The 23697-nt window shown below is 53.6% G+C and carries 23 protein-coding genes and 1 pseudogene; 10 read left to right on the forward strand and 14 right to left on the reverse strand.

The features are described 5' to 3' along the window. Positions 1 to 149 precede the first annotated feature (149 nt). On the forward strand, positions 150 to 599 hold the full coding sequence (locus JJB74_RS12815) for a YybH family protein (RefSeq protein WP_200592247.1): 450 nt from the start codon (positions 150 to 152) through the stop codon (positions 597 to 599). 332 nt (positions 600 to 931) lie between these two features. Further along, positions 932 to 1186 carry a hypothetical protein gene (locus JJB74_RS12820; RefSeq protein ID WP_200592248.1) on the forward strand — a complete coding sequence of 85 codons (255 nt, stop codon included), beginning with the start codon at positions 932 to 934 and terminating at the stop codon, positions 1184 to 1186. 57 nt (positions 1187 to 1243) lie between these two features. Here JJB74_RS12820 and JJB74_RS12825 read toward each other — a convergent pair whose 3' ends face one another. The 5 genes from JJB74_RS12825 to JJB74_RS12845 form a co-directional block, all read right to left on the reverse strand. After that, entirely contained in the window at positions 1244 to 1672 is a 429-nt protein-coding gene (locus JJB74_RS12825; protein WP_200592249.1) for a septal ring lytic transglycosylase RlpA family protein, read from the reverse strand. A 33-nt stretch (positions 1673 to 1705) separates the two neighbouring features. Continuing rightward, on the reverse strand, positions 1706 to 2152 hold the full coding sequence (gene mscL / locus JJB74_RS12830; RefSeq protein ID WP_200592250.1) for a large conductance mechanosensitive channel protein MscL: 447 nt from the start codon (positions 2150 to 2152) through the stop codon (positions 1706 to 1708). A 344-nt stretch (positions 2153 to 2496) separates the two neighbouring features. Next, positions 2497 to 2988, reverse strand: coding sequence for a hypothetical protein (locus JJB74_RS12835; protein WP_200592251.1), 492 nt, complete (start codon positions 2986 to 2988; stop codon positions 2497 to 2499). 13 nt (positions 2989 to 3001) lie between these two features. Then, positions 3002 to 3256 carry a GlsB/YeaQ/YmgE family stress response membrane protein gene (locus tag JJB74_RS12840; protein ID WP_200592252.1) on the reverse strand — a complete coding sequence of 85 codons (255 nt, stop codon included), beginning with the start codon at positions 3254 to 3256 and terminating at the stop codon, positions 3002 to 3004. A gap of 262 nt (positions 3257 to 3518) precedes the next feature. Beyond that, a complete protein-coding gene (locus JJB74_RS12845) occupies positions 3519 to 3980 on the reverse strand; it encodes a DUF2501 domain-containing protein (protein ID WP_200592253.1) in 462 nt (153 codons plus the stop codon). A 500-nt stretch (positions 3981 to 4480) separates the two neighbouring features. Between JJB74_RS12845 and aqpZ the strand changes: the two genes are divergently transcribed. Then, complete coding sequence (aqpZ, locus tag JJB74_RS12850) at positions 4481 to 5218, forward strand: aquaporin Z (protein WP_200592254.1); 738 nt, start codon at positions 4481 to 4483, stop codon at positions 5216 to 5218. 149 nt (positions 5219 to 5367) lie between these two features. On the opposite strand, the gene JJB74_RS12855 is transcribed toward aqpZ, so the two are convergent. Further along, positions 5368 to 7716: an AsmA family protein gene (locus JJB74_RS12855; RefSeq protein ID WP_200592255.1), complete on the reverse strand. Its 2349-nt coding sequence runs from the start codon at positions 7714 to 7716 to the stop codon at positions 5368 to 5370. Between the two features lie 337 nt (positions 7717 to 8053). Between JJB74_RS12855 and JJB74_RS12860 the strand changes: the two genes are divergently transcribed. Together JJB74_RS12860 and JJB74_RS33235 are read left to right on the forward strand one after the other, a co-directional pair. Then, positions 8054 to 8215 (forward strand): hypothetical protein, encoded by a 162-nt coding sequence (locus JJB74_RS12860; protein ID WP_200592256.1) that lies wholly within the window; start codon positions 8054 to 8056, stop codon positions 8213 to 8215. A 317-nt stretch (positions 8216 to 8532) separates the two neighbouring features. After that, on the forward strand, positions 8533 to 8925 hold the full coding sequence (locus JJB74_RS33235) for a signal protein (protein ID WP_234484142.1): 393 nt from the start codon (positions 8533 to 8535) through the stop codon (positions 8923 to 8925). 924 nt (positions 8926 to 9849) lie between these two features. On the opposite strand, the gene JJB74_RS12870 is transcribed toward JJB74_RS33235, so the two are convergent. From JJB74_RS12870 to JJB74_RS12880, 3 genes are all read right to left on the reverse strand, one after another. Then, positions 9850 to 11535 (reverse strand): putative bifunctional diguanylate cyclase/phosphodiesterase, encoded by a 1686-nt coding sequence (locus tag JJB74_RS12870; protein WP_200592257.1) that lies wholly within the window; start codon positions 11533 to 11535, stop codon positions 9850 to 9852. Between the two features lie 642 nt (positions 11536 to 12177). Further along, positions 12178 to 13671, reverse strand: a complete 1494-nt coding sequence (locus tag JJB74_RS12875) for a sensor histidine kinase (protein ID WP_200592258.1) — start codon at positions 13669 to 13671, stop codon at positions 12178 to 12180. A gap of 369 nt (positions 13672 to 14040) precedes the next feature. Further along, positions 14041 to 15021: a sensor domain-containing diguanylate cyclase gene (locus JJB74_RS12880; protein WP_200592259.1), complete on the reverse strand. Its 981-nt coding sequence runs from the start codon at positions 15019 to 15021 to the stop codon at positions 14041 to 14043. A gap of 773 nt (positions 15022 to 15794) precedes the next feature. Between JJB74_RS12880 and JJB74_RS33925 the strand changes: the two genes are divergently transcribed. Then, complete coding sequence (locus tag JJB74_RS33925) at positions 15795 to 17468, forward strand: methyl-accepting chemotaxis protein (protein WP_325170124.1); 1674 nt, start codon at positions 15795 to 15797, stop codon at positions 17466 to 17468. Between the two features lie 785 nt (positions 17469 to 18253). On the opposite strand, the gene JJB74_RS12890 is transcribed toward JJB74_RS33925, so the two are convergent. Beyond that, on the reverse strand, positions 18254 to 18559 hold the full coding sequence (locus tag JJB74_RS12890; RefSeq protein WP_200592260.1) for a transposase: 306 nt from the start codon (positions 18557 to 18559) through the stop codon (positions 18254 to 18256). An 11-nt stretch (positions 18560 to 18570) separates the two neighbouring features. Between JJB74_RS12890 and JJB74_RS12895 the strand changes: the two genes are divergently transcribed. After that, positions 18571 to 18879, forward strand: coding sequence for a hypothetical protein (locus tag JJB74_RS12895; protein ID WP_200592261.1), 309 nt, complete (start codon positions 18571 to 18573; stop codon positions 18877 to 18879). Here JJB74_RS12895 and JJB74_RS12900 read toward each other — a convergent pair. Both JJB74_RS12900 and JJB74_RS12905 read right to left on the reverse strand, forming a co-directional pair. Then, positions 18828 to 19250: pseudogene (locus tag JJB74_RS12900) on the reverse strand (helix-turn-helix domain-containing protein); the annotation flags it as partial. The gene JJB74_RS12895 and the pseudogene JJB74_RS12900 sit on opposite strands and share 52 nt — an antisense overlap. Positions 19251 to 19399: 149 nt before the next feature. Next, positions 19400 to 19693, reverse strand: coding sequence for a hypothetical protein (locus JJB74_RS12905; RefSeq protein WP_200592262.1), 294 nt, complete (start codon positions 19691 to 19693; stop codon positions 19400 to 19402). 279 nt (positions 19694 to 19972) lie between these two features. On the opposite strand from JJB74_RS12905, the gene JJB74_RS12910 reads away from it, so the two are divergent. The 3 genes from JJB74_RS12910 to JJB74_RS12920 all read left to right on the forward strand — a co-directional run bounded on the left by JJB74_RS12910 (position 19973) and on the right by JJB74_RS12920 (position 20977). After that, the gene (locus tag JJB74_RS12910; RefSeq protein WP_200592263.1) at positions 19973 to 20203 is read left to right on the forward strand and encodes a hypothetical protein; all 231 of its coding nucleotides are present in this window, start codon (positions 19973 to 19975) and stop codon (positions 20201 to 20203) included. A gap of 177 nt (positions 20204 to 20380) precedes the next feature. Further along, on the forward strand, positions 20381 to 20614 hold the full coding sequence (locus JJB74_RS12915; RefSeq protein ID WP_200592264.1) for a hypothetical protein: 234 nt from the start codon (positions 20381 to 20383) through the stop codon (positions 20612 to 20614). A 69-nt stretch (positions 20615 to 20683) separates the two neighbouring features. Further along, positions 20684 to 20977, forward strand: a complete 294-nt coding sequence (locus JJB74_RS12920) for a hypothetical protein (protein ID WP_200592265.1) — start codon at positions 20684 to 20686, stop codon at positions 20975 to 20977. Positions 20978 to 21650: 673 nt separating this feature from the next. On the opposite strand, the gene JJB74_RS12925 is transcribed toward JJB74_RS12920, so the two are convergent. Continuing rightward, complete coding sequence (locus JJB74_RS12925) at positions 21651 to 22841, reverse strand: Ig-like domain-containing protein (protein ID WP_200592266.1); 1191 nt, start codon at positions 22839 to 22841, stop codon at positions 21651 to 21653. Positions 22842 to 22867: 26 nt separating this feature from the next. Beyond that, positions 22868 to 23692, reverse strand: a complete 825-nt coding sequence (locus JJB74_RS12930) for a hypothetical protein (RefSeq protein WP_200592267.1) — start codon at positions 23690 to 23692, stop codon at positions 22868 to 22870. Positions 23693 to 23697: the final 5 nt, after the last annotated feature.

The raw sequence follows: 23697 nt of genomic DNA on the forward strand, positions 1-23697 counted from the left end.
TGCTTGATGCCCAATACGCTGTGCAGACGCTTGGGGCTGACCGGACCAAGCCCTCAGGCTCTTGACTGGCATGCCTTTGGGCGAAGCACGGTGGTGTCCATCAGTCGCAACGATCTCTGTGTAATTCCTCTCAGGAGAGGAAGTCGTGAATGAAGCTCCGGCGCAACTTCGTTGCTGCGATATTCTTTATCCTACATTGGGCTTCTACTGGTGTTGCTGCGAGAGATTTTGCCGCAGAAATGGAAGTTGAGAATAGCCGTTGGTTAGCTGTTTATAACAGCCGGGATGCCCAGGCATTTGGACCAATGTACACACCGGATGCCGTTATCGTGCCTCAAGGCGGCGAACCAATCAAAGGGCGTACAGCCATTGTGCAGTTTTGGTTTGAGATGCTGAAGAATGGATTTCTGAAGCCGACTCTTGAAATCGTTGATCTGCACCAGGAAGGCAGGCTAGCCTACCAGACTTGCCGATGGACCGTTTTGAAGCTGAGAGAAGGCAGTTCGGTAAAGCACCTTAGTGGGAACACGCTGCGGATTTTCGAGCGTCAGCGTGATGGACGTTGGCTGATCAAAGTCCAGATGTCCAATACCGATTAGGGGAATACTGGCCTATTTTCCCCGGCACTCACTATGAATGGCTTGGCAAGCTATATAGCACGACAAGATGAAACCGCAAATGAATCAACACCCCAAATGGCAGGCACTTTTCCGTGAGGGAACCAGAATTGAGCAAGCGATCAATCGCCTCACTCCATTCGCGTGCTATAAATCTCTCGATTTCCTTTTCACGCAGTCCCATACTTATCATTTGCAGTAGGCAGCAATTGACACTATCAACGTTGTATCTGCGAAACCGCATTCCGGCCGGTATCGCACAACTGTAGCGTTGTCATCATGCCATGCAGGGAAACGACGGGAGAGGAGACGGGATGGACCAGCGGATACAGGAACTGGCAATCAAGGCCAGGGAACATTGGGAGAAGTGGCTACCCAGGAAAACCAAGGAATTGAAAGATGCCGGACAATTCTACGCGGCCCTCCACATCGTCGCGGTCTACACACAGGCGAAAATCGACGAGTTCATAGCCAAGGGATACGACAAGCACAAAGCCGAAGAACTGGCGCTGCCGCTGTACATCCTACTGGAACCGGAAATACAAAGCCCTCCGCCAATCCTTCATTAACTGATATCCGTGGCACCGGTCAGCACTCGTCGAGGCACTATTCCAGCCGGTAAATAATCAGGATTTATGGGCCGTGCGTTTGGGGGTCCTTCCGACAACTTCCAACTTGGCTTCGACGATTCCAGAATGCGCCATCCCTAATTTTTTGGCTGCAGCGAGCGTCACGTCACCCACCAGGTCAGGCGAACTCGGACCACGATCATTGACCCGAAGGATGACGCTCTTGTGGGTTTTCAGATTTGTGACCCTGACGCGGGTTCCGAACGGCAGCGTCTTGTGGGCCATCGTCATTGCGCTGGCGTTAAAGCGTTCGCCACTTGCCGTCTTGCGACCATTGAACTTACCGCCATACCAGGCGATCTTGCCGGATGAGGGGCCTGGATTGCCGGCGCTTGGCTCGTATACAGTCCCCTTTTGGGCAAAGGCTCCATTGGCTAGCGAAAAAAGTACAGTGGCGGCAATAACAGAAAGAACTGAACGGAGCATGCTATCCCCAATGACCTTGTTGACGAGTGATTTTTAGCGCAATGCGCCTGGCTGCCTGAGCGCATCACGTATCTCGCGAAGAAGCAGCACATCTTCCGATGGCGGTGCTTCTACGACAGGCGCCTGTGCTTCCTTGCGCAAGGTCAGGGTCCTTGCCTTGTTAATCATATGTACCATCAGGAAAATGATGAATGCCAGAATAATGAAGTTGATCAATATAGTTAGGAAGTTACCGTAAGCCAATACTGCGCCGGCTTTCTTCGCTTCTGCCAAAGGCAGCTGCATGCTTTGGTTATTCAACGGCAGATAGTAATTAGAAAAATCCAGTCCACCGAAAATCTTCCCCACAATCGGCATGATCACGTCTTGCACAAGCGATTCCACGATCTTGCCGAAGGCCGCGCCAATAATGACCGCGACTGCCAAGTCGACCACATTGCCTTTCACGGCAAACGCTTTGAATTCTTGAAGCATGCTCATCCGGATCTCCTGTTTTCTAAATTACAACAGCCTATCATAGCCAGCACAAACGCCTTGAATCCATAATATGGACGTTGGTTGTTTGTCGTCATAAGGTATCAAAGAGCAACGCCTTTCATCACAATGATTTGAACTATCTCAGCACGAGCTTCAATTTATTCGAATGTTAAAAGGCCAAGGGCCAGCCGAAAGCACATTAGGGTGGCGCCACCTACTTGCCAGTATCCCCTTCAGATTTTCAGCAATCAAAGGTTTCACCTCACCGTGCTCGAACTGCATTCCGGGCACGGCTTTGCCGTGTAGACCGGCCGCCAGTTAATTTCGCAACCGTATGCTCGCAACTATCATTGATTCAGGTGATCCTTCATCTTGGCCATTGCGATTGCAAGGGCTGCCCCGCCAAGTGTTTTTATCAGCCCGGAGTGCTGCGCGTAGAATCCAGCGAGTTCGTCAGCAATGCCGGGATTTGTCTGATGTGCTTGGTCGACAACTTCCTGCACCTGCTGTGGAGACAACTGGGAAGCTTGGTCGGGCGTGATCTGGCTGCTGCCAGGGTTCATGATACGGCCGAGCACACCGCCTGCGAGGCCTCCACCAGCCGCCGGTCCTAGCGCCGAAAGGATCTGGTTCAGCATACCGGCTTGTTGTTGCGGATTCGAATTACCAAATAGCTGACCCACCATTTCACCGATGGGCGGTGTTTCATTCGACTTAAATGCGCCGGCTAGGCCATTGGCCAGCACGTTGTCTGGTACGTTTTGCGCAACCTGGTCGAACTGGTGCCCACTAACGTTGCCGCTACTGAGCGCTTGGGTAAGGATATCGAAGAGTCCCATGTCAAACCTCCTTCTAATTAACGCGGTTGCGTGTAAAAAGGTGATATCCGAGCAGCAGCACGATCGCGCCGATGATCGAAGCGATGAATCCTGCGGCATGTCCTGGCGGATACAGCCCAAGCGCCTGACCGATATAGGTCGCTGCCAGCGAGCCGGCGATGCCGAGCGCGGCGGTAAGAAAGAAACCGCCAGGACCCGCCCCCGGCGTGAGCGCCTTTGCAATCAGGCCAGCGACAAAACCGATGATAATCGTCCAGATCAGATGCATGTGCTCTTCCTCTCTAAGGATAGACTGGCGGTAAATCCTACCATGGAATAACGTTAGCAAACTAATAATCCTTTATTAAGGATTGCACAAGAACGGCTTCGACAGACCGTCCAAGGAAGGCAGATATCGAAGCGTCCTAACAAACCGCACCGTTAGCAGGCATCGCTTGTCGTTCCGCCGTATCAGGACACGAATCCAAAAACCTTCCCACCAAAAATCATTGATTCATAACGAGCTATCAGAAAATCAATTCAAAGGCGACTTACAGCATGGACTTCGCTTGCGAAAGAATTGTGTCGCAAACTTGCTTGGTGATCTTATCCTTCAAGCCCCCGCCGCTTAAATCAAGTTGCTTGCCATTGCTGCTGTTAAGAATGCCTTTTTCGCCATCGGCATAGCCGCTGTCAGACGAAGAAGATCCTCCTGGGAGCTTGCCCATGAGACGGTCCTTCACCGACGAGACCGCGTTTCCACCCAGGTAGTTATTCTTGATGCAGAAGCTCAGAATGCCAGCGACGTTACCTGTGCTTCCAGCAGTAACGGACTCGCCCGACAATGCGCCCCCCATCCCTCCTAAGTTTCCCAAATTTCCAAGACTGCCAGTCGACCCTGCCTGCTTTTCCTTATTGAGAAGATCGCCGAGCTGGGCGTTTGCAATTGATGCAGGCAATACCGCACCGATGAAAACTCCGATAAGTACCGTGCAATAGAGAGGGGCTTTCATATCGAATCCCTTCAGGTGTAGTTGTGCCACCTTCACTATAGATGTTTCATATCCCGGCCGATGAATCGGCCTGGTGATTACTTGGCACAGTTGATGTGCGTCAGACGTTGCTCAAACTATTTCCAGAAATTAATTCCTATAGGAAGCGCAATTTTGAAAACAGATGCGGTCAGCTTCACTAATAAGTAACAAGCCGCAAATAAGATGCATACATGCACTTTTCTGAGTAATACCGCCTAAAAATGCGGATGGCCACTGTCGCTGCCGCCACCGAAAGGCAGCAATTCCTGACCAACGTCAAACACATCACGACGACGCCGATCATGCTTGATTCAGCCTGAATTACCAGCGGTCTCTGCATGTATTGATTTGCATGGGTTGCAGTCGTGGCTTTCGAGAGCGTTGACCATTGATGAGCGGCGTAGTACGCCAACCGACTTCTTCCCGAGACAGCTTCAACAGGCAGCGATTTCTGCCATTAACCATGCTGGAGGAGCGTCATGACTGCGAAACTCGTTGCTGAATTCCTTGGTACTTTCTGGCTGGTCCTGGGCGGGTGCGGAAGTGCAGTCCTTGCCGCTGCATTTCCCGAGGTAGGTATCGGGTTGCTCGGCGTTTCGCTCGCGTTTGGCCTGACGGTGCTGACTGCTGCTTACGCGCTTGGTCCAATTTCAGGCGGGCACTTCAATCCGGCAGTGTCAGTCGGGTTATGGGCTGGCGGGCGTTTTCCAGCAGAACACGTTTTGCCCTATGTTATGTCGCAGGTCATTGGCGGCATTGCAGGCGCAGCCATGCTCTACCTGATTGCCAGTGGGAAGGCAGGCTTCACTCTGGCCGATGGCATGGCATCCAATGGCTATGCGGACCATTCGCCTGGAAAGTACACGTTGCTTTCCGGACTGATCACCGAGTTCGTTATGACGTTCATGTTCCTGATCGTCATTCTGGGCGCCACCCATCAACGCGCGCCAGTGGGGTTTGCAGGCGTGGCGATCGGACTTGCGCTGACACTGATTCATCTGATCAGCATTCCGATAACGAACACCTCCGTGAACCCGGCCCGCAGCACTGGGCCTGCACTCATCGTCGGGGGCTGGGCGCTTCAGCAGCTTTGGCTGTTCTGGATCGCACCTATTCTTGGAGCGGTTTTTGCGGGGTTTTCCTATCGATCTGTGCTTGAAGCCGAATATGCTGCACCACCGCCAGTAACGGGTCGGAAGAGTCCGACAAGTTCCTGACTGGCGCACACGCGTCAAAGAACTATTTTCAGTTCAAATCCCGTCGAAAAAATGTCGGACGCGACAGGCAGTGCGCGTGATAAACGGGACGCTGCAAGGCAGAAACAGGTAAACTGAATTCTCAAAACAAAAGATTTCGGCTGCCAAAGTCATCGTCCGAACAGCCCCTCGAGCTTGTCCTTTAATTGATCCTCGACCCGGCCCTTGATCTCGTCCTTGCGGCTATCCAGCTGCTTTCTGACAAGGTTTTCGGCTATGCCAGTGAAGTCGACCTGATAGCCAATGGAGGTGAATGGCCCCGACAGCCGGACCGGGACGGTCAGCCCTTTTAGCGCCTGTAGTTCCGGACCGCCTTGTCCTTGCAACGTGGACACGATGGTAGTCTTGACCAGATAATCAAGCCGGTCTTCGCCGATATCGATGTTGCCTGCCCCCTCTACACGCAACAGTGGCGATTTGGCCCGTAAGTCCTGGTTGCGGGCAATTCCACGAACAATGTTGAAGCTGCCGGTCAGCTCGCTGAAATCGCTCTTTTCAGCCGCGTTGCCGGTGCCGGATTGCGCGGGCACCGTGCCGCGCAATTCCCCGATACGACTCCTGGCGGTACGGATGATCTGTCCTACATTGAATCCTTTGACCGCGCCATCCCGCAGCGCAACTTCCACTTTGCCGTTCAGGTTCTTCTTCAGTTGCGCGACCAGCCCGCCCTCGGTCGTTACATCCAGCATCACGTTGCCGCGCCCCTCCACCGGGTCCTTGCCAATCGCGTCCTTCAGCAAAGGGCCAAGGTTGATCCCGGACAGCGACTGCCGCACAGAAAATTTCGCTGGTGTTGCGGCGACCACCCCTGCCGCACCAGTCATGGTCCCGCCATACAGGCTGGCGCTGAGCGGGTTGATGTCGAGTTGGCCGCCGCCCGCCTTCATCGACAGGCGGAGATTGGAAAGCCGGATGTTTTTTGCCTTTAGGCTGCCGACACGTAGATTGCCGCTCGCCTCTAGCAGGCGCAGCGCCGACAGGTCGATTGGCTTTTCCAGCTGGTCTGCGGGCCTGGCTTTGCCCTGTCCGGCGCCGACAGGCGTTCCTGCGCGATACCGGTCTGCGTCCAGCTTGTCGACATCGATGTCGAAGGTATAGGCGGCTGGCGCATAGCCGACAAGCCCGAGCGTGGCATCAAAGCTGCTGTCGTCGAGCTTTCCCCTCAGCCTGGCACTCATGTTCTGCTGGCTCAACTCGGCCAATGCGCTGCCGCTGGCCCCCAGCTTCATTGCGCCACCGCCTGGATTGGGCAGCGTCACATCGATGGCGATGCCTGGCAGGTCGATGCGGCCGGACGGCAAATTGGCCGTGATCCCAGTGGAAATCGTGCCGGCGATGGTCGTCGCTCCCTGTTTTCCGGACAGCGTTGCGGTGAGCGCTGGTGAAGAAAACAGGAGTTGGTCGAAATCGCCCGTCAGGCTCCCCGCCACACTGACTTTTGCATCAGTAGTGGCGTCCTTGAGTGTCGCAGCCAAGGTGAGCGCCGGCAGTTGGAAGGCCTGCCGTGTGCCTTCGAACGCAGGTAGCAAGAAAGTCATATTCACGTCACGGCCACTCGAAAACCACCTAGCTTCGCCCGAGACCTTGCCGCCATGGAGCTTGTCACCATCCATAATCAGTTTTGGCGCATCTAGGCTGAGCGCGAGCGGCCGTCCAGCTTGCTTTCCCGTCACCGACAGTTTTAGACCGGCAAGCGCGAACTGCTTGGTTTCGGGCTGCAGATCGGCATTGCCGGCAACGTGCACCAGTAGGTCGGTGATACCGGGCGTGGCGCCTTTCAATTCGCCCTCAAGGGCGTCGAACGCATAGCGCTTGCGGTCTAGGTCGAAGTTGAACTTCGTCTTCACAATCAGGCTGGCATCCAACTGTGGATTGGTGCTCCTGATGCGGGCGGTCACCTGCGCGTTGCCCGGTACGGCATTGGCTATCCGCCCGGTTTGCAAGTTCAGTTCAGTAATCTCGATCTCGCGCCGCGCCATCTGGTCGTCAAGCGCGATCCGGGCATTGGCGACTGTCACGCTATGGATGTCGACGCGAACAGGCTGGCCACTGCTTTCCTGCTTGGCCAGCAGGTCGTCATAATTGGTCGTCCCGTCCTTGTCGCGCCGAAGCTGGAGGTTCAACTCCTTGATCTCGACGCGGTCGACGATCAGTTGCCTGCTCAGCAGCGGAAGCAGTGCGAACGATACCTTTGCACTCTCGACACTGGCGAATTGCGTGCTTGCATTGCGCTCGGAAAGGCTCACCCGGCCCAAGTCGGCACTGATCTTAGGGAAAAAGCTTAGCCTAATGTCGCCGGGTATTCTCAGCGTGCGCTGCTTCTGCTGCTGGACCAGCGCAATGATCTGCGACTTGTAGGCATTCGCATCAAAGGTCGCGACAAAGGTAGCGACGCCTGCCGCAACGACGCTCAACAGGACCGCAAGACCGATAAGGAAATATTTGGCGGCTTTGGACATGGCGCATTCCGATCCGGCGTGCTGGACGTCCAATTTACCACTGCTGCACGAAAGGCAACACGCATAAGAGGCCGAAGCGATTGACCGACTCAGGTCTCATCGTGGATTAGCACCTGGCCTAACAACGTCGCGACCTGCAGATGTTGTAGCCCATGGCCACTTCGGCACAGGCGGTGAGGCAAAATGAAAGTGCCCGCCTTTCGCCAGTCACGGCGCGCGGTTGATGATCGAAGGCCAGGTCATCGATGCATGTGGCCGTCAACCGAAAGGCGTTCCAACCGTTTTATCAATGCCACAACCATGCGGGATCGGTGAGCGACCTGCTACAGGAACGCAAATGAAAAAGCATTTCGGCATTGCTACATTGTTTTTGGTCTGGATTACCGGTGCCCAGGCGCAAGAAATTGGTGCTGGCTTGGCCGGGCATCCAGATGCCCGGAATCATCGGCAAATGCACCCAGCATCTTGGTCAGATCGTCATGGGCCGAAAGCATCATGATATAGAGCCTTTGCATCCCAAACAACATTCCGGCACTGCAAGGAATCACCATTCCCATGCAGCAACATATTTCCGGAGTCGTGCTTACTATTAAACACGCTTTTAAAGGAACGACGAAGGTTACGGCACACTAGCGCACTGTTTGCCTGAGTCTGCATGTTGAAAGATACTGTACAGGCTCACCAGTGCCAGTGGCGGGATTCCGGAAAGGGTTGCTTGAGTTGGGTCGGCATGGCTGCAGCTTGAGAGCCAGCCGTTTGCGGTTGATCTGTCTCGTCGATTTTTGGTTTTCTTTCACTTCTATCAAAGGACCATGTATGCACAATCATTTGAAGATGTTTGGATTCAGTGTCGCCTTGGCATTATCCGCCGCCGTGTTTGCACAGAGCCCAAGCACGGCGCCAGCCACAAAGCCCGCGCCAACGAACACCGTGCCGAATCCCATGACAACGACCGGGCGTGAGGCCTCGCCTGGATTGGGTGAAAAGCCGTTGCCGGCACCAAAATCAGGTTCGAAGTCGACGTACAAGGTTCCCGAAACCGCAGCGCAAGGTGGCGGCGACGGCAAGGTCTGGGTAAACACCGGGTCAAAGACCTACCATTGTCCCGGGACCAAATATTATGGCAAGACCAAGGCAGGCGAATACATGAGCGAAGCTGACGCCAAAGCCAAGGGTAATCACGCTAACCACAAGAAAGCCTGCTCGTAGGGGAACGCAGCGGGCGCTTTCTCTCTTCCGGTACAGCCATTTCGAATGCGAATTGATCCCGCACGGGGGCGCTTCATCTTGATGGCTTACTTCCCGGGACGGTAGCGGTGAGAAAGTCCACCGTCTTCCCGGCCTGAGCAGGCGGCAACCGTTCGACGCCAATGCACGGTCGTCTGCAATTGGCTGGCTGCCGCCGATGGCGGAGGACCGAAACCGCCCGAGCTGTGTAAAAACGTGGACGCTTTACACGTTTCGTAGCGATTAGCATCAAGGCCGCCAAGAAATACACCCGCGGGTTTGGTCAGGAGGGTATTCCTTGCACAAATTGCGATGTTTTTTTGTTCGTCCACAAAGACGGCGGTGGCTCGCATTTTGCAGGTGGAGGTCGGACCAGGGGTAAGTCCATCTACTTCGCCCGTAGCAGCTCTTGCTCGCCAGGAGCTGCTTCAATCATTGGAGAGCCCTTCCCGATGATAGATGGCGCCTGGGCAGCCTACTTACTATGCATAAGGACGGGCAAGATCTTGGCCCTGTGCGAGCAGTGCGTTGATGCGTCGCGGCGCCATCGCCGTGAGCGGCAGCTTTATCACAGGAAGTCGCCTGTCAACGTCGCTGCATCAAAGGCGGCTAATGGCCGGTAATCGCCATGCTGCCCTTCGCTGCTTGCTGACCAAAGTGCTACACCTCCGTCTGCTCTACTATTTCAAGCGCTTCATCACCTTCAATGCCATGGTAACGAATCGTGCTTTCCAATCTTGTATGCCTTAAAAAGACTTGAAACGCTCAGCATTTTTTAATCTCTCAGTAAAACAGTGCCGCTCTCATCCGTCGCAGAGAATATGTATGCCATAAGCAGATCTGGCTTCCTTATTTGATATTGCTCATCTATGGCCCGCTCAGATCAAATCTGAGTGGGTCAGCCGATTACTGTTCGGTGAATGAGAAACCCTTTTCGTGTTGTGCATACCATCGAATAAACTCGTGTTCAGGAAGCGGATGGGAAACCGCATATCCTTGGGCAATATCGCATCCTTGTCGTGCGAGTAAATCATAAGTGGCTTGATTCTCTATTCCTTCTCCAATAGCCTTGATGTGCATTTTGTGTGCTAGTGATATTGCTGATTCAATAATGTGCGATGCCCCGGCGTCTGTAAGTGCACGCTTGACAAAAGACTGATCAATTTTGAGGTGCGAAATTGGCAGCCGATGCAGGTATTGCAGCGACGAGTATCCGGTCCCAAAATCGTCCACCGAAATGCGAACCCCGTGTTGCGCCAATCGATTCAGTTCGCCGATCATTCGTTCCATGTCGATCATAAGCGCACCTTCTGTAATTTCCAGTTCGAGCAAGTTACCCGCTACGGCGTAGTGATCGAGACAACTCAGGACGTTGTCCACAAAGCCGGGATGGATCAAGTTCCGCGGAGAGACATTTACAGCGACTGGTATGGAAACGCCTTGGTCAAGCCACTCTGTGATCTGTTTGAGGGAGCACGTTAAAGTGAATTCGACAACTGCCTGAATCAAGGTACTCTGCTCGGCGCAAGGAATAAATAAGCCGGGTGGTATCCAGCCTCTTTGCGGATGCTTCCACCGTATCAATGCCTCGGCTCCGCAAACTTTTCCACTACTCATCGTTATTTTTGGTTGGTAGTGCAACGAGAGCTCACCATTTTCCATAGCGCGTCTCAGATCACCGAGCAGCGAAAGATTCTCTTTCACAGCGGTCATGAAGGCCGCGTTATAGTGCACACTGTTCTGACCGCTCCGGTGTGCAGCTAACGATGCGGCTTCCGCCTCCAGTAATAATGTCTCCGGCCTTTCTACACCCTGTGTAGATACGTCGCCACGGACATATCCAACCCGTGCATCAGCGTGCACAGCAACCTGCCCAATTTGAAATGGCGACTGAAAGAGTTTGACTAGATGATCGAGAAACCCTTCGATCTCTTCTATAGCGCTGGCGGCGACTATTGCAGCGATTTGTTCCGGGCTCGACCGGTACAGGCCAACGTGCGGGCCGTGTGCTGACTGAGACCGCTCGGCCGCCTGCCTGACAATATCCTCAACTACATCAATACCAAAAGCAGTTCTCAAATCCGCCATGTTGTCAAAGGTGACGAGAGTGAGAGCGAATAGACTGGATTTATATTTCTGCGAACCAAGATCAATCAAATCTTCTAACAACGCTGCCCGATTGCGCAAACCAGTGTTGATATCGTGCCGGGAATTCCATTCGAGCCTTTTGATGTGCGCACGAACACTTTGACTAGCAACGCCACTTAGAATACCTACCAAGCTGAAGAAAATGGTGCGGTATATCCAGTTAAGTGTTTCTTGCTTTTCGCCAGAAACAGAATCAATTGGCATGTAAGGGCCGAGTGCAAGACCTCCAATGACGGCAATTAAAATTCCCCCTCGCACACCATAAATGAAGCCCGACAGCAAAATTGGCAAGTACATGGAATGCGAATAAACGAACTTAATTCCGCCCGTTTGATAAACAACATACGCAATAACCAGTATGACAAGGAGAAAGAGCGGGAATGCCAGGCGCTCGATGCCTTTGTTGGTCTGGAACAATCGATGATGGTATGTTGGTTTGTACACTCAGTATTCCAAGAATTTCCGTGTCTTTATAGAAAGGAAAGACCACCCTCGAACATGTCAGTTCATCCGGGTTCGAGGTTGGTTTAGCTGCTGGCGTCGGTGAAGTGCCCGCCGAACATGGTAGCGAAATGTTTCTTTTCTTGCGTCCATATCTGCCACGGCATCTTCCAAGCTTTTCCAACCTTGCGCAAGGCTCGGAACAGCATCTCGGTAGTATCATCGGCCCAACGCAAGCGGCGTAAACGACGTAGTCTCGCTATCTAAATTGCCAAAACTCGTGGTTTTCGTGGGAGATATCGAGACGGATTAACCTGCTAACGGACGTTCTCAAACGCTGCGTAACGCAGGCGAAGCCCGAGGCCTTCTCTTGTCACAATTTTCGTCCCCAGCCATTCGAGACCATCTGTACCAAAGCTGCGTCTGCAATACGTTTCACAACATGCGTTCACATCAAGGTAGCTGTTAGTCAAGTCACACATTTGTGCGCTTCCTGGCCATAGGGGCCGCTCGGGTATCGAGGAGCGCGATATGGCCCGGTATGCCGAAGGCACCTTATGGCGCTAAACAAGGGACTTGGATAAGGAGAACGGGAAAGCGTGGTGGCTTAGAGTTCTGCATTGAAGCAACTGCAACAGATGCGCGTCAATTATGCTCTAAGGGCAAGACAATCGAAAATCGGCAGCCACAACCAATTCCTTCGCTCTGCACGGTTATCACTCCGCCGTGAAGTTGCACAAGGTGGCGTGTGAGAGCTAGTCCAATACCCAAACCGCCTTGGGCATGCGCTTTTTGATTCTCCACTTGCTCGAACATATTAAAGACGCGCTCCAATGCTGTGGTATCCAGGCCGATTCCGTCATCGATCACGCATATCTCGGCTCGCCCTTCTCGCTGGCTCAGCTCCAATCGAATGTGGCCGCGCGGCGGCGTGTATTTCGCGGCGTTGTTCAGCAAATTCGACGCCATTTGCGCGATCCGCGTGGAATCGACCATCGCGGTAATCGGACAGTCGAAGCCCGCCTCTTGGAAGCTTTGTCCACGCGACTCCATGAGAGCACTGCAAGCTTCAATTGCGAGTCGTAACGGGGTGCGCAAATCAATCTGCTCAAGCCGCAAGCGAATTTCGCCGCGCTCTACGCGTGCTATGTCGAGCAAATCGTCAATCAAATTGACCATGTGAGCAACTTGCCGCTCGGCCAATGCTCGAAGCCACTCCCGGTCCTTGGGATTGTCGCCGCGCATTTGCAAAGCTTGCAACGCTCCTACCACCGGCCCAAGCGGCCCGCGAAGCTCATGAGCCAAGATGGCCAAAAACTCGGATTTCTTGCGACTTTCAAGCATGGCTGCGTCGGCACGTTCCTGCTCCAGTTGCTGCGCGCGCTTCCGGTCGGTTACATCCAAAGAAATGCCCGATAGGGTCGTCGCACGCCCTTGCTCATCAAAAGCGCAATTTCCGCGCACATATACCCAATGAACCGAGCCGTCGGGCCACACCGTGCGGTAATCGATTCCGAATTCGCTGTCGCACTCGATCGCTTGGGCCACGACAGCACGCCAGCGCTCAAAGTCATCCGGATGCACCGAAGCCGCCAGATCCTCGTAGGTGAATTTCGCACCAGAGGGTCTACCGTAGTTAGATTTGCACTGTTCCGAGCATTTCATCGTCCCAGTTGAAAGGTCGATGTCCCACGTCCCCATCCTCCCGCCTTCCAGGGCAAGCCGAAGCCGCTGCTGTGCTTGGCGTAGCGCGCCAACGTCTTCAATAATGGTTGAAGTTTGCGGGAGCAATTCGCCTGCATCGTCGAAACTTGCCTTGCGCTCCTTGACTTTGCGCCACGTACCCGCCGCGTCGCGAAGTCGATAACCGAGCACACCGCCTTTTGCACCTTGAGCCCAGTACGATCGAACGCAATCGCGATCATCTGGATGGACGACGTCAAGCCACCCAAAGCCGGCCAATTCGCTTTGAGTCTGCCCGGTCAATTTGCTCCATGAGGGCTGTGGACCTTGAAAGGAGCCATCCAGGCTGCGGGTCCAGCGCGCTACGCCCGCCGCTCCAAGTGTCGACCAAAGTCGCACCTGCATGCTTTCACGATTTTGTGCAGCCAGAATCCGTGGCTCGACCCCATTCCCCATGTGTTGTCCCTTATACAATGCTTTCGGCCTTAGCCAAAATGTTACTGCAATTATGGCCGAGTTCTACTCACCGCGAAGAACTGGGATTTGGTAACGTCGTTTGGTCGATGGCGACTAGCCAAGGTTTTCTGGCTTTTCCCATGTCCCGTCAATTTCCTGTAAACGCGTTGTCCACTTTTGGCCGGTTGATGTAGGCGAAAAAAGACCGAACCCGACCCCAACCTGCCAGTCAGCACTTTGAACTGCACGTTTGACCCACCTCCCGTCTGAATTTGGCCTCAGACTTTGGGCAGAACCGGTAAGGCTAAGCGGCAAGCGCTTGAAGGTTATCAGTTGTATTTTTGGCAAATTAACGTGATTGCATCGGATCTAGCTCGGGATTGCTACTTGCCGATTGCGCCCGTTCTGTTTCGCGCCATAGACGGCTTGGTCGGCTCTTTGGAACAGACTGCTTACGGTGTCCGCCGGACCTGCCCCCGTGAGTCCCGCGGAGAAATTGCAGCGTACTTCCGGCCATTCAGGCAAGGCGACCGTGTTGCCTATTGCATGCCGAAGCCGTTCCACCATTTGCATGGCGTCGGGCAGAGACGTCTCAGGCAGAAGGAGTAGAAATTCCTCTCCGCCAATGCGGCCCAACAGATCCGTTTGCCGCAGGTTTCGCTGTGTTTCCGCGACAAAATGCTGTAATAAACAGTCACCTACAAGGTGACCATATGTATCGTTAATGTCCTTGAAGTGATCAAGATCGATCACGGCAACGATCAACGGGGTACAAGTTGTCTGTGCATTTTTTAGCATCTCATCGAGGCGCGAGAAGATAAAGCGCCGGTTATACCCACCAGTGAGCGGATCGATCTGAGATGCATGTATAGCGGAATCCCTAGCTCTCTCAAGTAAGCGTTCGTTGAGCTTGAGTCGGGTGATATCAGATGCAACAAGCAACAACCATCCCTCTGGTGACATCGACTCGGTTATCCGAAGCCAGCGGCCATCCGCGAGATCAATCTCAAAGGCTCGGTCTCTTGCACATCGGCGGCGTGTCGAAATATCGGCGAACCACGCGTCAATGTCGTCGCTTTCAATCACCGCCCCTTTGCCTGTGGAATAGCAATTTCGCAGCATTTCCTCCCAAGTGGGATACGTGTCGGAAGCAAGTGCATACGCATCGCGAAAGGCAGGGTTAGCAAACTGGAGTCGGTCATCCGGGTCGTAAAGCGCGACCGCAAGCTCACTTCCTGCTAGGCAGGTAAGCAGCATGTTAATCAGCTTTTCGCGCACATCTTGCGGTAGTGTGCTTGATAGGTGCGAAAGAGTTCCGTCTGCGGGATTCGATGGAAAGATATTCAGCAATTGATTTTCCCTGCGGGGATAGGACTATAGAACGCAAACGGCTCGCCGTACGGGTAAGGCCACTTTACTCCTGGCTTGAAAGTTTGATTCTTCCATCCAGATAAAGTTACATCAAGGATACAGACCAGTACCAGCGTGCAAGTCACCGCTCTAATTGTTTGATTTTTTGCAAAGATTTCAATTTGTGAACCTTGCAAGCAATGAGTTGGTCGACTCTCTACGCTATGGGTGTATGTGGAGGTGCCGTAGTCCTAATCAACGGATAGAAAGAGTGTCTTCTCTACGGGAAAGAGGGTCAAAAACGAATCCCCGGCCCAGCACAGAGGGGCCTTTTGTTGGACAGAAACACCTGTTTCCGAAAGATGCCGACGTCAGCAATGGCTAATTGCACCAGTAGATGCGACATTCGATAACGCTAAACCCATTGGCAATAGCCACTACTGCTTCCGCACGCCTCAGTGGTCGACAGCACTTCCTCCTGCTGCATTGAGAAACAACATATTTTTACGACAGACTTCCATGATGTATGTCAATTTATTTCTTAGTTGAAATAAATTCAACGCTATTTTTGATTGGTTGTGAGATGCTTCTCGGCAATTTTCCTTGTGGAGAGGGTTCGTCCTCTCCGTTGAAGCCAGTGCGCGTTCGCCGCGTTAGCAAAGACTGCGGTATTGCTCTACCGAGCTACTGCCGCCCTCTCTCCTCCATTAACACAATCAATAGCACACGAGACTGCCTTGAAGCTCACCTTTCGCACCAAGCTCTTTCTTCCCTTGATCATCAGCTGGGTCTGCCTTTTTACCGTCATGACAGTCAATGTCGTGCGTGATCGCTCGCTGCGCCTCGATGAACGCATGGCGCAGTTGCACAATGCCGGCGACATGGCGCTGTCTATTACCAAGGAATACGCTGAGCTTGCCTCAAAGGGCACAATGGCCGAGGACGAAGCGAAGAAGCAGGCACTACAACGGATCAAGAGCCTACGTTATGGCCAGTCTGGCTACTTCACCGTGCTGAGTGAAAAGGCAGTGTTGATGCACCCGTTCAAACCCGAATTGGTTGGAACCGACCCCGCCGCTTTCAAGGATCCGGACGGCACGCTGGTCTATGTGGATGCCATCAAGGCAGTGAAGGGCAACGGCGACGGCTTCACCAAATACTTGTGGGCCAAGCCGGGCGAGAACAAACCCGTACCGAAGCTGGCCTATGACAATGGATACAAGCCTTGGGACTGGATTTTCATGACCGGCTTGTACATTGACGACGTTGATGCTGCCTTTTATAAGGACCTGATAGTATCCGGTGCCCTGCTTGCGGCAATCATCGTTGCCCTGACGGCGATCGTACTGCTTATCGTCCGCGGCATCGAACGCTCCATCGGCGGCGAACCGGCGCAAGCGACTGAACTTGCCCACCGCATTGCCGGCGGCGACCTCGAAACTGCAATCCATATTCGGGCTGGCGATCGTTCGAGCCTGATGTTTGCCATGAAGACGATGCGCGATGGTTTGATTGACATCGTCAGCCAAGTCCGCACGGGAACCGATACGATTGCTACGGCTTCCAGCCAGATCGCGGCTGGCAACCAGGACCTGTCATCCCGTACTGAACAGCAGGCCAGCTCCCTGGAAGAGACCGCTGCTTCCATGGAAGAACTCACTTCGACCGTCACACAAAGCGCGGACAATGCCCGCCAAGCCAACCAGCTTGCCATTTCCGCTTCGAAGATTGCCAGCCAAGGCGGTAGAGTGGTCAGCGAGGTGGTCGATACGATGGCTGCCATCAATGAGTCGTCCAAGCGCATTGTCGACATCATCGGCGTCATTGACGGCATCGCGTTCCAGACAAACATCCTCGCATTGAACGCCGCGGTCGAGGCCGCACGCGCCGGAGAGCAGGGTCGCGGCTTCGCGGTTGTCGCGACCGAAGTGCGTAGTCTTGCGCAGCGCTCGGCGGCAGCGGCCAAGGAAATCAAGGCGCTGATTGACGACTCGGTGAGCAAGGTCGATACCGGCGCTTCGCTCGTCACCAAGGCCGGCACGACGATGAATGAGATCGTCAGCAGCGTGCAGCGTGTAACCAACATCATGGGCGAAATCTTGGCGGCCTCCCAGGAGCAAACGGCCGGCATCAGCGAGATCAATACCGCTGTGTCCCAGATGGACCAGGTCACCCAGCAGAACGCGGCCTTGGTGGAGCAAGCAGCCGCAGCTTCCGAATCGATGCAGCATCAGGCAGCGCAGCTCGCACAGGTAGTCAGTATCTTCAGGGTAGGCACGGCCTCGGCCTCTTCTGCGCCGGTTGCCCAGGCCCAGCGGTCGCAGGGTCATGTTCTGGCGCGGAAAGATGCAGGCAGCCGAAATGCCATCGTTGCGCCCCAATCGCGCGCCATACGGTGGGAACAGATTCCCGCCTCGAAACCGGCCGAGGAATGGCGGGAGTTTTGACGCTTCAGCAGCCCGCCATTTAGGAAATACATCACGAAAGTTTAAACGGGAATTGTTTCGGGTCACTGCGCGTTATAGTCTTTATTTCTCCTCCATCGCAAGGATGAAGACACCCACTTCCCATGAGCGGTTTTTTCGCCTTTTCTTTGACCTTTGAATTGAGTAACGGGAGGCGAAGCGGCCGGTTCTCGCGACAATAAAACCGAGAAATACGACCGACTGCCATCGTCAGGCGGTATTCAGCGTAAATCTGCTGTACAGATGAAAGGGAGACTTTGAGTCAATCAAGTCTAAAGGCCGCTCTTGGCCGAGGCTGTGTAAAAACAAAAAAGCCTACGAATTTGTGTAAGGTCAGCATAGCGGCCCGGTTGCGGAGGGGCACATTCTCGCACTATTGAGGCCAAGCTGCATGGACCGTGCGGAGCGTTCGCGTTTTTACACAGCCTCGGCCGAAACTACGTCACTCTTCAAAGCCGTTTCAACCCAGTGTCAACAATCGAGCATTGATCAGGTTCGCCAGCCAACGTAGCTAGTGGCGCAACTCCTATTTATCGACGAGACATTTTTGAAAATGCGCTCGAACTCAAGTATCCCAGTTTCATCGTGACTAAATGACGCTACGCCCATGATCGAACTTTGCCAGCGCCCGAAGCTCATTCGGTTGCGTTCGAAAACAGCCGGATTATTCTGCGCTCACTTATACTAATCGCGAGTCATAACGATCCGGGGTGGAACGACAGGTGCGCTCAGCTGCGCGTGCACAAAGGGCAAATGGCACCGGGGGTCTAGGTCAAGGCGTTCCAGGCCGCACAGCAGGTGCCCACAATCTCCTCATAGTTGTCGTAACACCGATTCGCCAGACTGCAATCGCGCAGTTGCTGCCAGACCTGTTCGGCCGGATTCAATTCGGGTGATCCTGACGGCAGCAGCAATAACGACACATTGGGAAACCGCGGGAGCCTTGCAGTGGTATGCCATTCCGCCTGATCGAATACCACCAGCGCATGGTGGCCAGGCGGAATGGCGAGCCTGATCTCTTCGAGATGCAGGGCCATCCTGTTGGTATTGGCATACGGCAGTACCAACCCCACTGCAGCATCGTTTGCTGAGCACACCGCCCGGAGATATACGCCGACTCCGATTACTGCTGGCGCACGATGCGCGGGCGGCTACCCTTACGCGCCCCAATCCGGGTTTGGGCGCCGCGCTGGCCAATGCGCATTTCATCCTGAAACCAGATATCGACGTGCTCGAGTGGCACCTCAGGCAGCAGGACCACCTGAGCTTCCTTGCGCAAAATTTTTTGAATGCCGCCTGCCTAGCCGCATTGGCATGCGGGCTCACCGAGCGGGCGGTGATCCACGCTATGTCGAACCGTTTGAGCAAGTCGTGCACGCCGTTGAGGCGATAGACCACTCCGAACTGCTCGGCGAGAAACTGAGGAATATCCTCGCCCTGCACGCGTCCGCCGTCGCGCTGCTGCTGCAGTTGCTCCACGGCTTGGCGAAACGTTTCTCCCTGGGACCGGGGCAAGCGCTGGGTACTCCAGGTGTGCGGCACGCCCTTCAGGCGCTGCACACCTTCAGCATTGAACCAGCTCAGCCAGCGCATCACTGTATGGCGCGTGACCCGCAAGGCCGCTGCGACTTCGGTGATGGTCTTGCCGTCCTTGATGTGTGCCAGACCCATGTAGCGCAAGCGATTGGGCCCGCTAGGTTCCTGCCGTGCCAGAAAATCGAAGTTACGCCTCCGCAGCTTCTGCAACGTCTCCTCAGGCAACATGGCAGTCTCCTGGGCTCAATGCTGTTTGCCTGTGACCCCGTGCTCAACACTCGGTTCGTTTAACCTCGGGATTGGTATTAGTCTATGCGAGCTTGGATGTGCCCGTTTGCTCAGGGAGTCCTGCCGCGCAGGCCGCTCTACATCATGCACTAGTGCTTTGTTGGCTTTGTTACAGCCGCTGCATATATAGGGCGAATGTAATCAGCTTCGGCAATCTCGGCAAACAAGGCAACAGCGGATCGGACCGAGGCGACGCGGTCTTCGTCATTCGGAAAGTAGCGTGTGGCGGCCTCTATCAGTGTTAGGGCAGCATGGATGGCATAGTCAATCTCTCGCAAACGCGTGTTCTGTTGTCCTTCATGGGCCTCCACGATGCGATGGATGTTCACCACAATCTCAAGCAACACATCGTTGTCGAGATCCACAGCCTTTTTACGCGACATTTTTGCTTCCCTATGTTTTCCGCTAGAAAGCCGTCGCTAGCCATTGTTCAACATTGGCAAGTCGTTAATGATTCGCCATAGAACTTGCAAAGACGATTCGCCGGGAGCCCTCATTACAGTATTCGATCTTACATCTACCGACTCGGGTAGCTGCCAGCCATTTTCGTTGAGCCGTATCAAGTGGCCGACTGTCAGCAGTAATCAAGTCTCATTTGAGATATGTGAAAAGTAATCTCAGTAGCTTCCAACAAAATGGATTCGAATCAATGGAGGTTCGCTATGGCGACAAGCCTTGAATACAAAGGCTACGTAGTGTCCGCAGAAGCTGAAGAGTGGGCAGACGAGGTATGGGCCGGAAGCTACGTCGTTACAGTTCAAAATACAGGCAAGATGATTCGTGAAATGCCCGACGCCGTGATCGGACAGACGTTTGCCAGTGCTTGCGATAACGCTCTTGATCGTGGGCGACGGTATATTGACCGGGTAATTTTCAAAGAGGCGAACGACTGAGTACAACGCAAATACTCGGGGGATGAGCCGTCCTCAATTGTTTTAAAACAGTATTTGGTAAATCCATATTTTTCCTGCTTGGGAGTAGGCAGAGAACCTATTTTCGATTGATGGCCCGCTTGTTTGAAAATTTGGGAGCATTGGCTAAATTATAACGGTCAAGCGCGGGAGCCAAAGATGCATAAGATCATCGACTATCGGGGATACTTCATAGCAGTCTCTGCTTGCCTTGCTGATGGGGACGGCTGGCTTGGGCGATACACGATCACGGATAAAGCAACTGGCGAACACGTGCATGAAGTGCATCGCGCCGCGCAACGGAGGAGCTTCGAGAGTGCGTGCAATGCGGCCTTTATTCTTGCTGCAGACTATGTTGACGATAAGCTTCCCTCAAGCTCCACCGTGAGGTGACCGCAAGGCCCACCTAGTCAGCAAACTTTTGGATTCGGGAAGTTTGTGAAAATGAGGTAGACTCGAGCATTGATTAAATTTTTGGCAGTCGCGATTGAGGCGATGGATGATCGAATTGAGTACAATGGCTATGTAATTGCAGGCTACGCCGAACGATGGGAACCTGGTGGTTACGTTGGAAGCTATTCGATTAAAGCGAAGTCGACTGGAGAGATCATTCGAATCAGTAGATTCGTAGCTTTCCACGACCTTCCAAATGAGGCCTGGGGTGCGGCAATCGTCATCGGTAAGGAATTTGTGGACAAGGTTTTGCCTGCCCTGATGGGAAAGTCCGCTGATATGGGCGGGGGCCGCCAATCCTAATTCCTTAAGCCCCGCAGGCCAACCAGCAGAAGTATTCCGCTGGCGTGCAGCCTTTCTCCCAGATCACGATATCTCAGTTACGAAAAGGGTGGACGAAGGCGCCGCGCGCCGGAGGCGCAAAGATCGAGGAAGTTCATACTAGATTCTCCCTACGATAAAAGGGGAGCGGACAATGGGCGACCAGCCTGAGAATCCATATACAGCTCGTACTGAGCGCACCGCTGATTATAAGTACCGGGCGGTCGTAGAGTTCACATATCAAGCGGATATCAGCGATCAAGGCAGAAGGGTAGCGGTGCATGTACTCGCTGGCGTCTTCCTCACAGATGAAGAGGCTCTCGCTGAGGCCATACCCAAGTCGGTACGCGCAGAATCGACCCAGAGCAGCCGGTCAGCCGGACATGTCGATAGTCGGGTTTTGCTATAAAGCCGACAAGCCTACATGGTCCGGCTGCTCGCGCACGACCAGAAGGGCGAGCTGAACCCGGCCTACCACGCCACGCACTGTCATACGAACAGTATGCTCTGCTCACCATGAACTAAGCCGTTCGCTTAAGGCATCATTGATTGTCAACCAGCGTCTCGCCGATCTCTCGAAGTATCTCGATCGGGCGGCGAGACTTTTAACCATTGATTGAATTGGCTGAGCATACAAAAGCCTCAGCCGTGCAGGTCATGGGGCACTCACGAAATAAGTGACCACAGAGGTCGTTGCCTTCCCGCTCGGCAGGATGATGTCAAAAGTTTCCTGAACATCATACGAGATTGAGCAGTTATAGGGATCGAGGGATCCGACCACCTTAGTCACGCCGACGATCACGCCGTAGTACCAGATTCTCCCTGTATCGTATTCATAATGCACTGGTTCACGGGCTGTTGACACAGGATCGACCCGGTCCGGTTCGCATGGACGTTTGAGAGTCGCAGTCGCATTGCGTGGTGTGATCGAATATCGTGGCCGATTGTTAGAATCAAAACATCCGCCGACGCAAGTAAAATAGACTTTTTTCCCAAGTGAACATGCGGTGAGATCATATTGATAATTGATTCCTCCGGTACGCGTCCCTGCCTCGTATCGGTTCGTTGTGCATGGAGTAAGAGCGTAATCCTGTAATTCCGTTTTCACTCCTTCATCGATGTTATTTACGGTAACTTTTACGATCGCGGTACCCTTTGCGAACGTCAATAAATCTGTGCCGGTAATAATTGTTTCTCCAGGGCTTACGCCGGTCACCAATCCAGTGTTTGCATCTACCCAAGCGACACCGGGAGTATCGGAACTCCATTTCATGTTGGCCGGAGCGCCGAAATCCCTCCCAGTCTTGTCTGTCAGGGTCGCATTCATCTGCAATAAATCTGCGATGGTGATAGTTTGGCCAGCAGGCGTGACGCGCAATGTAAACTCGCACGGTACAACTACCCCTTCTTTTTTACAGACATCGACACTTTGCTTGTAGTTGTAGTATTTATAGAGTTGAAGAGATAAATCGCCGGCTGCATAGATACTCTTGGAGAGAGCAAGCCTTGCGTAAGCAGTGCTAATAAACTTGGCAAATGGAGTATCTGGCACCTTCGTGCCTGATGTGGTTTTAGCCACCTCTAGGCCCGGGTCGGGGCATCCTTTGGCGTAATCCGTCAACGTCTTGATGAAGGTTACCGGATTGTCCATGCCAATGATTTTCTTGATATAACTGTACAGGTTATCGGCGTTCGGATCCGTGAGCAGCTTGGTGAACTCAGTTCCATTCAAGGTGTCGTTCGCGAATTTTTTTACGCAGGCATCGCCCACGCCGGGATCCGTTTTGTATAACCCATTAATGATTCCGAGTGATATTTTTGCGACAAGGTTCACCGAGTTGAGCATGCGGGTTTTTTCATCCTGCTGTATCGTTACGGTAAACTGTGGCGACGAACCGACAATATCCTTCTTGGACTCGCTTCCGCCGTAGTAGGCGAGGTATTGCAGGTTCGTTGTCTTGCGAGGCTCAATTTCCGCTTCCGAAGCTCCCTCGGAAGGTGTTGTTGTGGCCTTCCAAAAAAGCGGCGTACGGTTTTTAATTCAAGGTTGTTCCCTGGTGCGTTCAACAGCCACATTTTGTCCGTCGCATCGTCCTGAAAAAAATAATATGGGAGAGATTGGACGGTTTCTGCGGACGCCAATATTTTCGGTGCCTTGGACAATGCGGTCTCGTTGGCGAGCGTATTTCTTGTCTCCATTGCAACCTGCCACACCGCATCGATGACGGCATCAGACTGGATTGGCGGAGTGCCGGCTTTGAGCGCATCGGAAATTTTTGCCGTCAAGTACGGGAAGCTGGGCGAGCCGGTCACTGTTTTCGATATCGATGGATCAGTAGAATACAGGTCGCCATTTGCAATTCTTACGAATGCCTCCGCCGTTGTTGCTGTGTTGAACGTTATTTGTTTGCGTCCAACCGCCATTAGATAGGGGCCGTCTGAACCCGATGCGACGAACAGGTAATCCTTGCCATCGTCTGGCAATGCGGGAAGCTGCTGAGTCATTCCGACGCTGCCTTGCGGAGTATCGACACTGCTTATTTTGGCTTTGGACGCGGCGGGGATACTAGAATCTATGGCGAAGTCCTTAGATGTGCCCGTATCCGTGCTCGAGGAACCTCCCCCACCGCATGACTGGCATAAAATCGCGGTGAGTGCCGCTGCTAAAACGATTTTGGCTCGTTGATACGTACGCATGTTAT

The sequence above is a fragment of the Noviherbaspirillum pedocola genome (genome assembly GCF_016632335.1).
GTDB lineage: Bacteria > Pseudomonadota > Gammaproteobacteria > Burkholderiales > Burkholderiaceae_D > Noviherbaspirillum_A > Noviherbaspirillum_A pedocola.

Coding starts and splice junctions, on each gene's coding strand:
- JJB74_RS12845 (WP_200592253.1), bottom strand. CDS start 3,980: ATGAAAGCCCCTCTCTATTGCACGGTACTTATCGGAGTTTTCATCGGT.
- JJB74_RS12915 (WP_200592264.1), top strand. CDS start 20,381: ATGCATAAGATCATCGACTATCGGGGATACTTCATAGCAGTCTCTGCT.
- JJB74_RS12825 (WP_200592249.1), bottom strand. CDS start 1,672: ATGCTCCGTTCAGTTCTTTCTGTTATTGCCGCCACTGTACTTTTTTCG.
- JJB74_RS12925 (WP_200592266.1), bottom strand. CDS start 22,841: ATGCTCAACTCGGTGAACCTTGTCGCAAAAATATCACTCGGAATCATT.
- JJB74_RS12835 (WP_200592251.1), bottom strand. CDS start 2,988: ATGGGACTCTTCGATATCCTTACCCAAGCGCTCAGTAGCGGCAACGTT.
- JJB74_RS12855 (WP_200592255.1), bottom strand. CDS start 7,716: ATGTCCAAAGCCGCCAAATATTTCCTTATCGGTCTTGCGGTCCTGTTG.
- aqpZ (WP_200592254.1), top strand. CDS start 4,481: ATGACTGCGAAACTCGTTGCTGAATTCCTTGGTACTTTCTGGCTGGTC.
- JJB74_RS12875 (WP_200592258.1), bottom strand. CDS start 13,671: ATGGGGAATGGGGTCGAGCCACGGATTCTGGCTGCACAAAATCGTGAA.
- JJB74_RS12910 (WP_200592263.1), top strand. CDS start 19,973: ATGGCGACAAGCCTTGAATACAAAGGCTACGTAGTGTCCGCAGAAGCT.
- JJB74_RS12860 (WP_200592256.1), top strand. CDS start 8,054: ATGAAAAAGCATTTCGGCATTGCTACATTGTTTTTGGTCTGGATTACC.
- mscL (WP_200592250.1), bottom strand. CDS start 2,152: ATGAGCATGCTTCAAGAATTCAAAGCGTTTGCCGTGAAAGGCAATGTG.
- JJB74_RS12930 (WP_200592267.1), bottom strand. CDS start 23,692: ATGCGTACGTATCAACGAGCCAAAATCGTTTTAGCAGCGGCACTCACC.
- JJB74_RS12815 (WP_200592247.1), top strand. CDS start 150: ATGAAGCTCCGGCGCAACTTCGTTGCTGCGATATTCTTTATCCTACAT.
- JJB74_RS12820 (WP_200592248.1), top strand. CDS start 932: ATGGACCAGCGGATACAGGAACTGGCAATCAAGGCCAGGGAACATTGG.
- JJB74_RS33235 (WP_234484142.1), top strand. CDS start 8,533: ATGCACAATCATTTGAAGATGTTTGGATTCAGTGTCGCCTTGGCATTA.
- JJB74_RS12840 (WP_200592252.1), bottom strand. CDS start 3,256: ATGCATCTGATCTGGACGATTATCATCGGTTTTGTCGCTGGCCTGATT.
- JJB74_RS12905 (WP_200592262.1), bottom strand. CDS start 19,693: ATGTCGCGTAAAAAGGCTGTGGATCTCGACAACGATGTGTTGCTTGAG.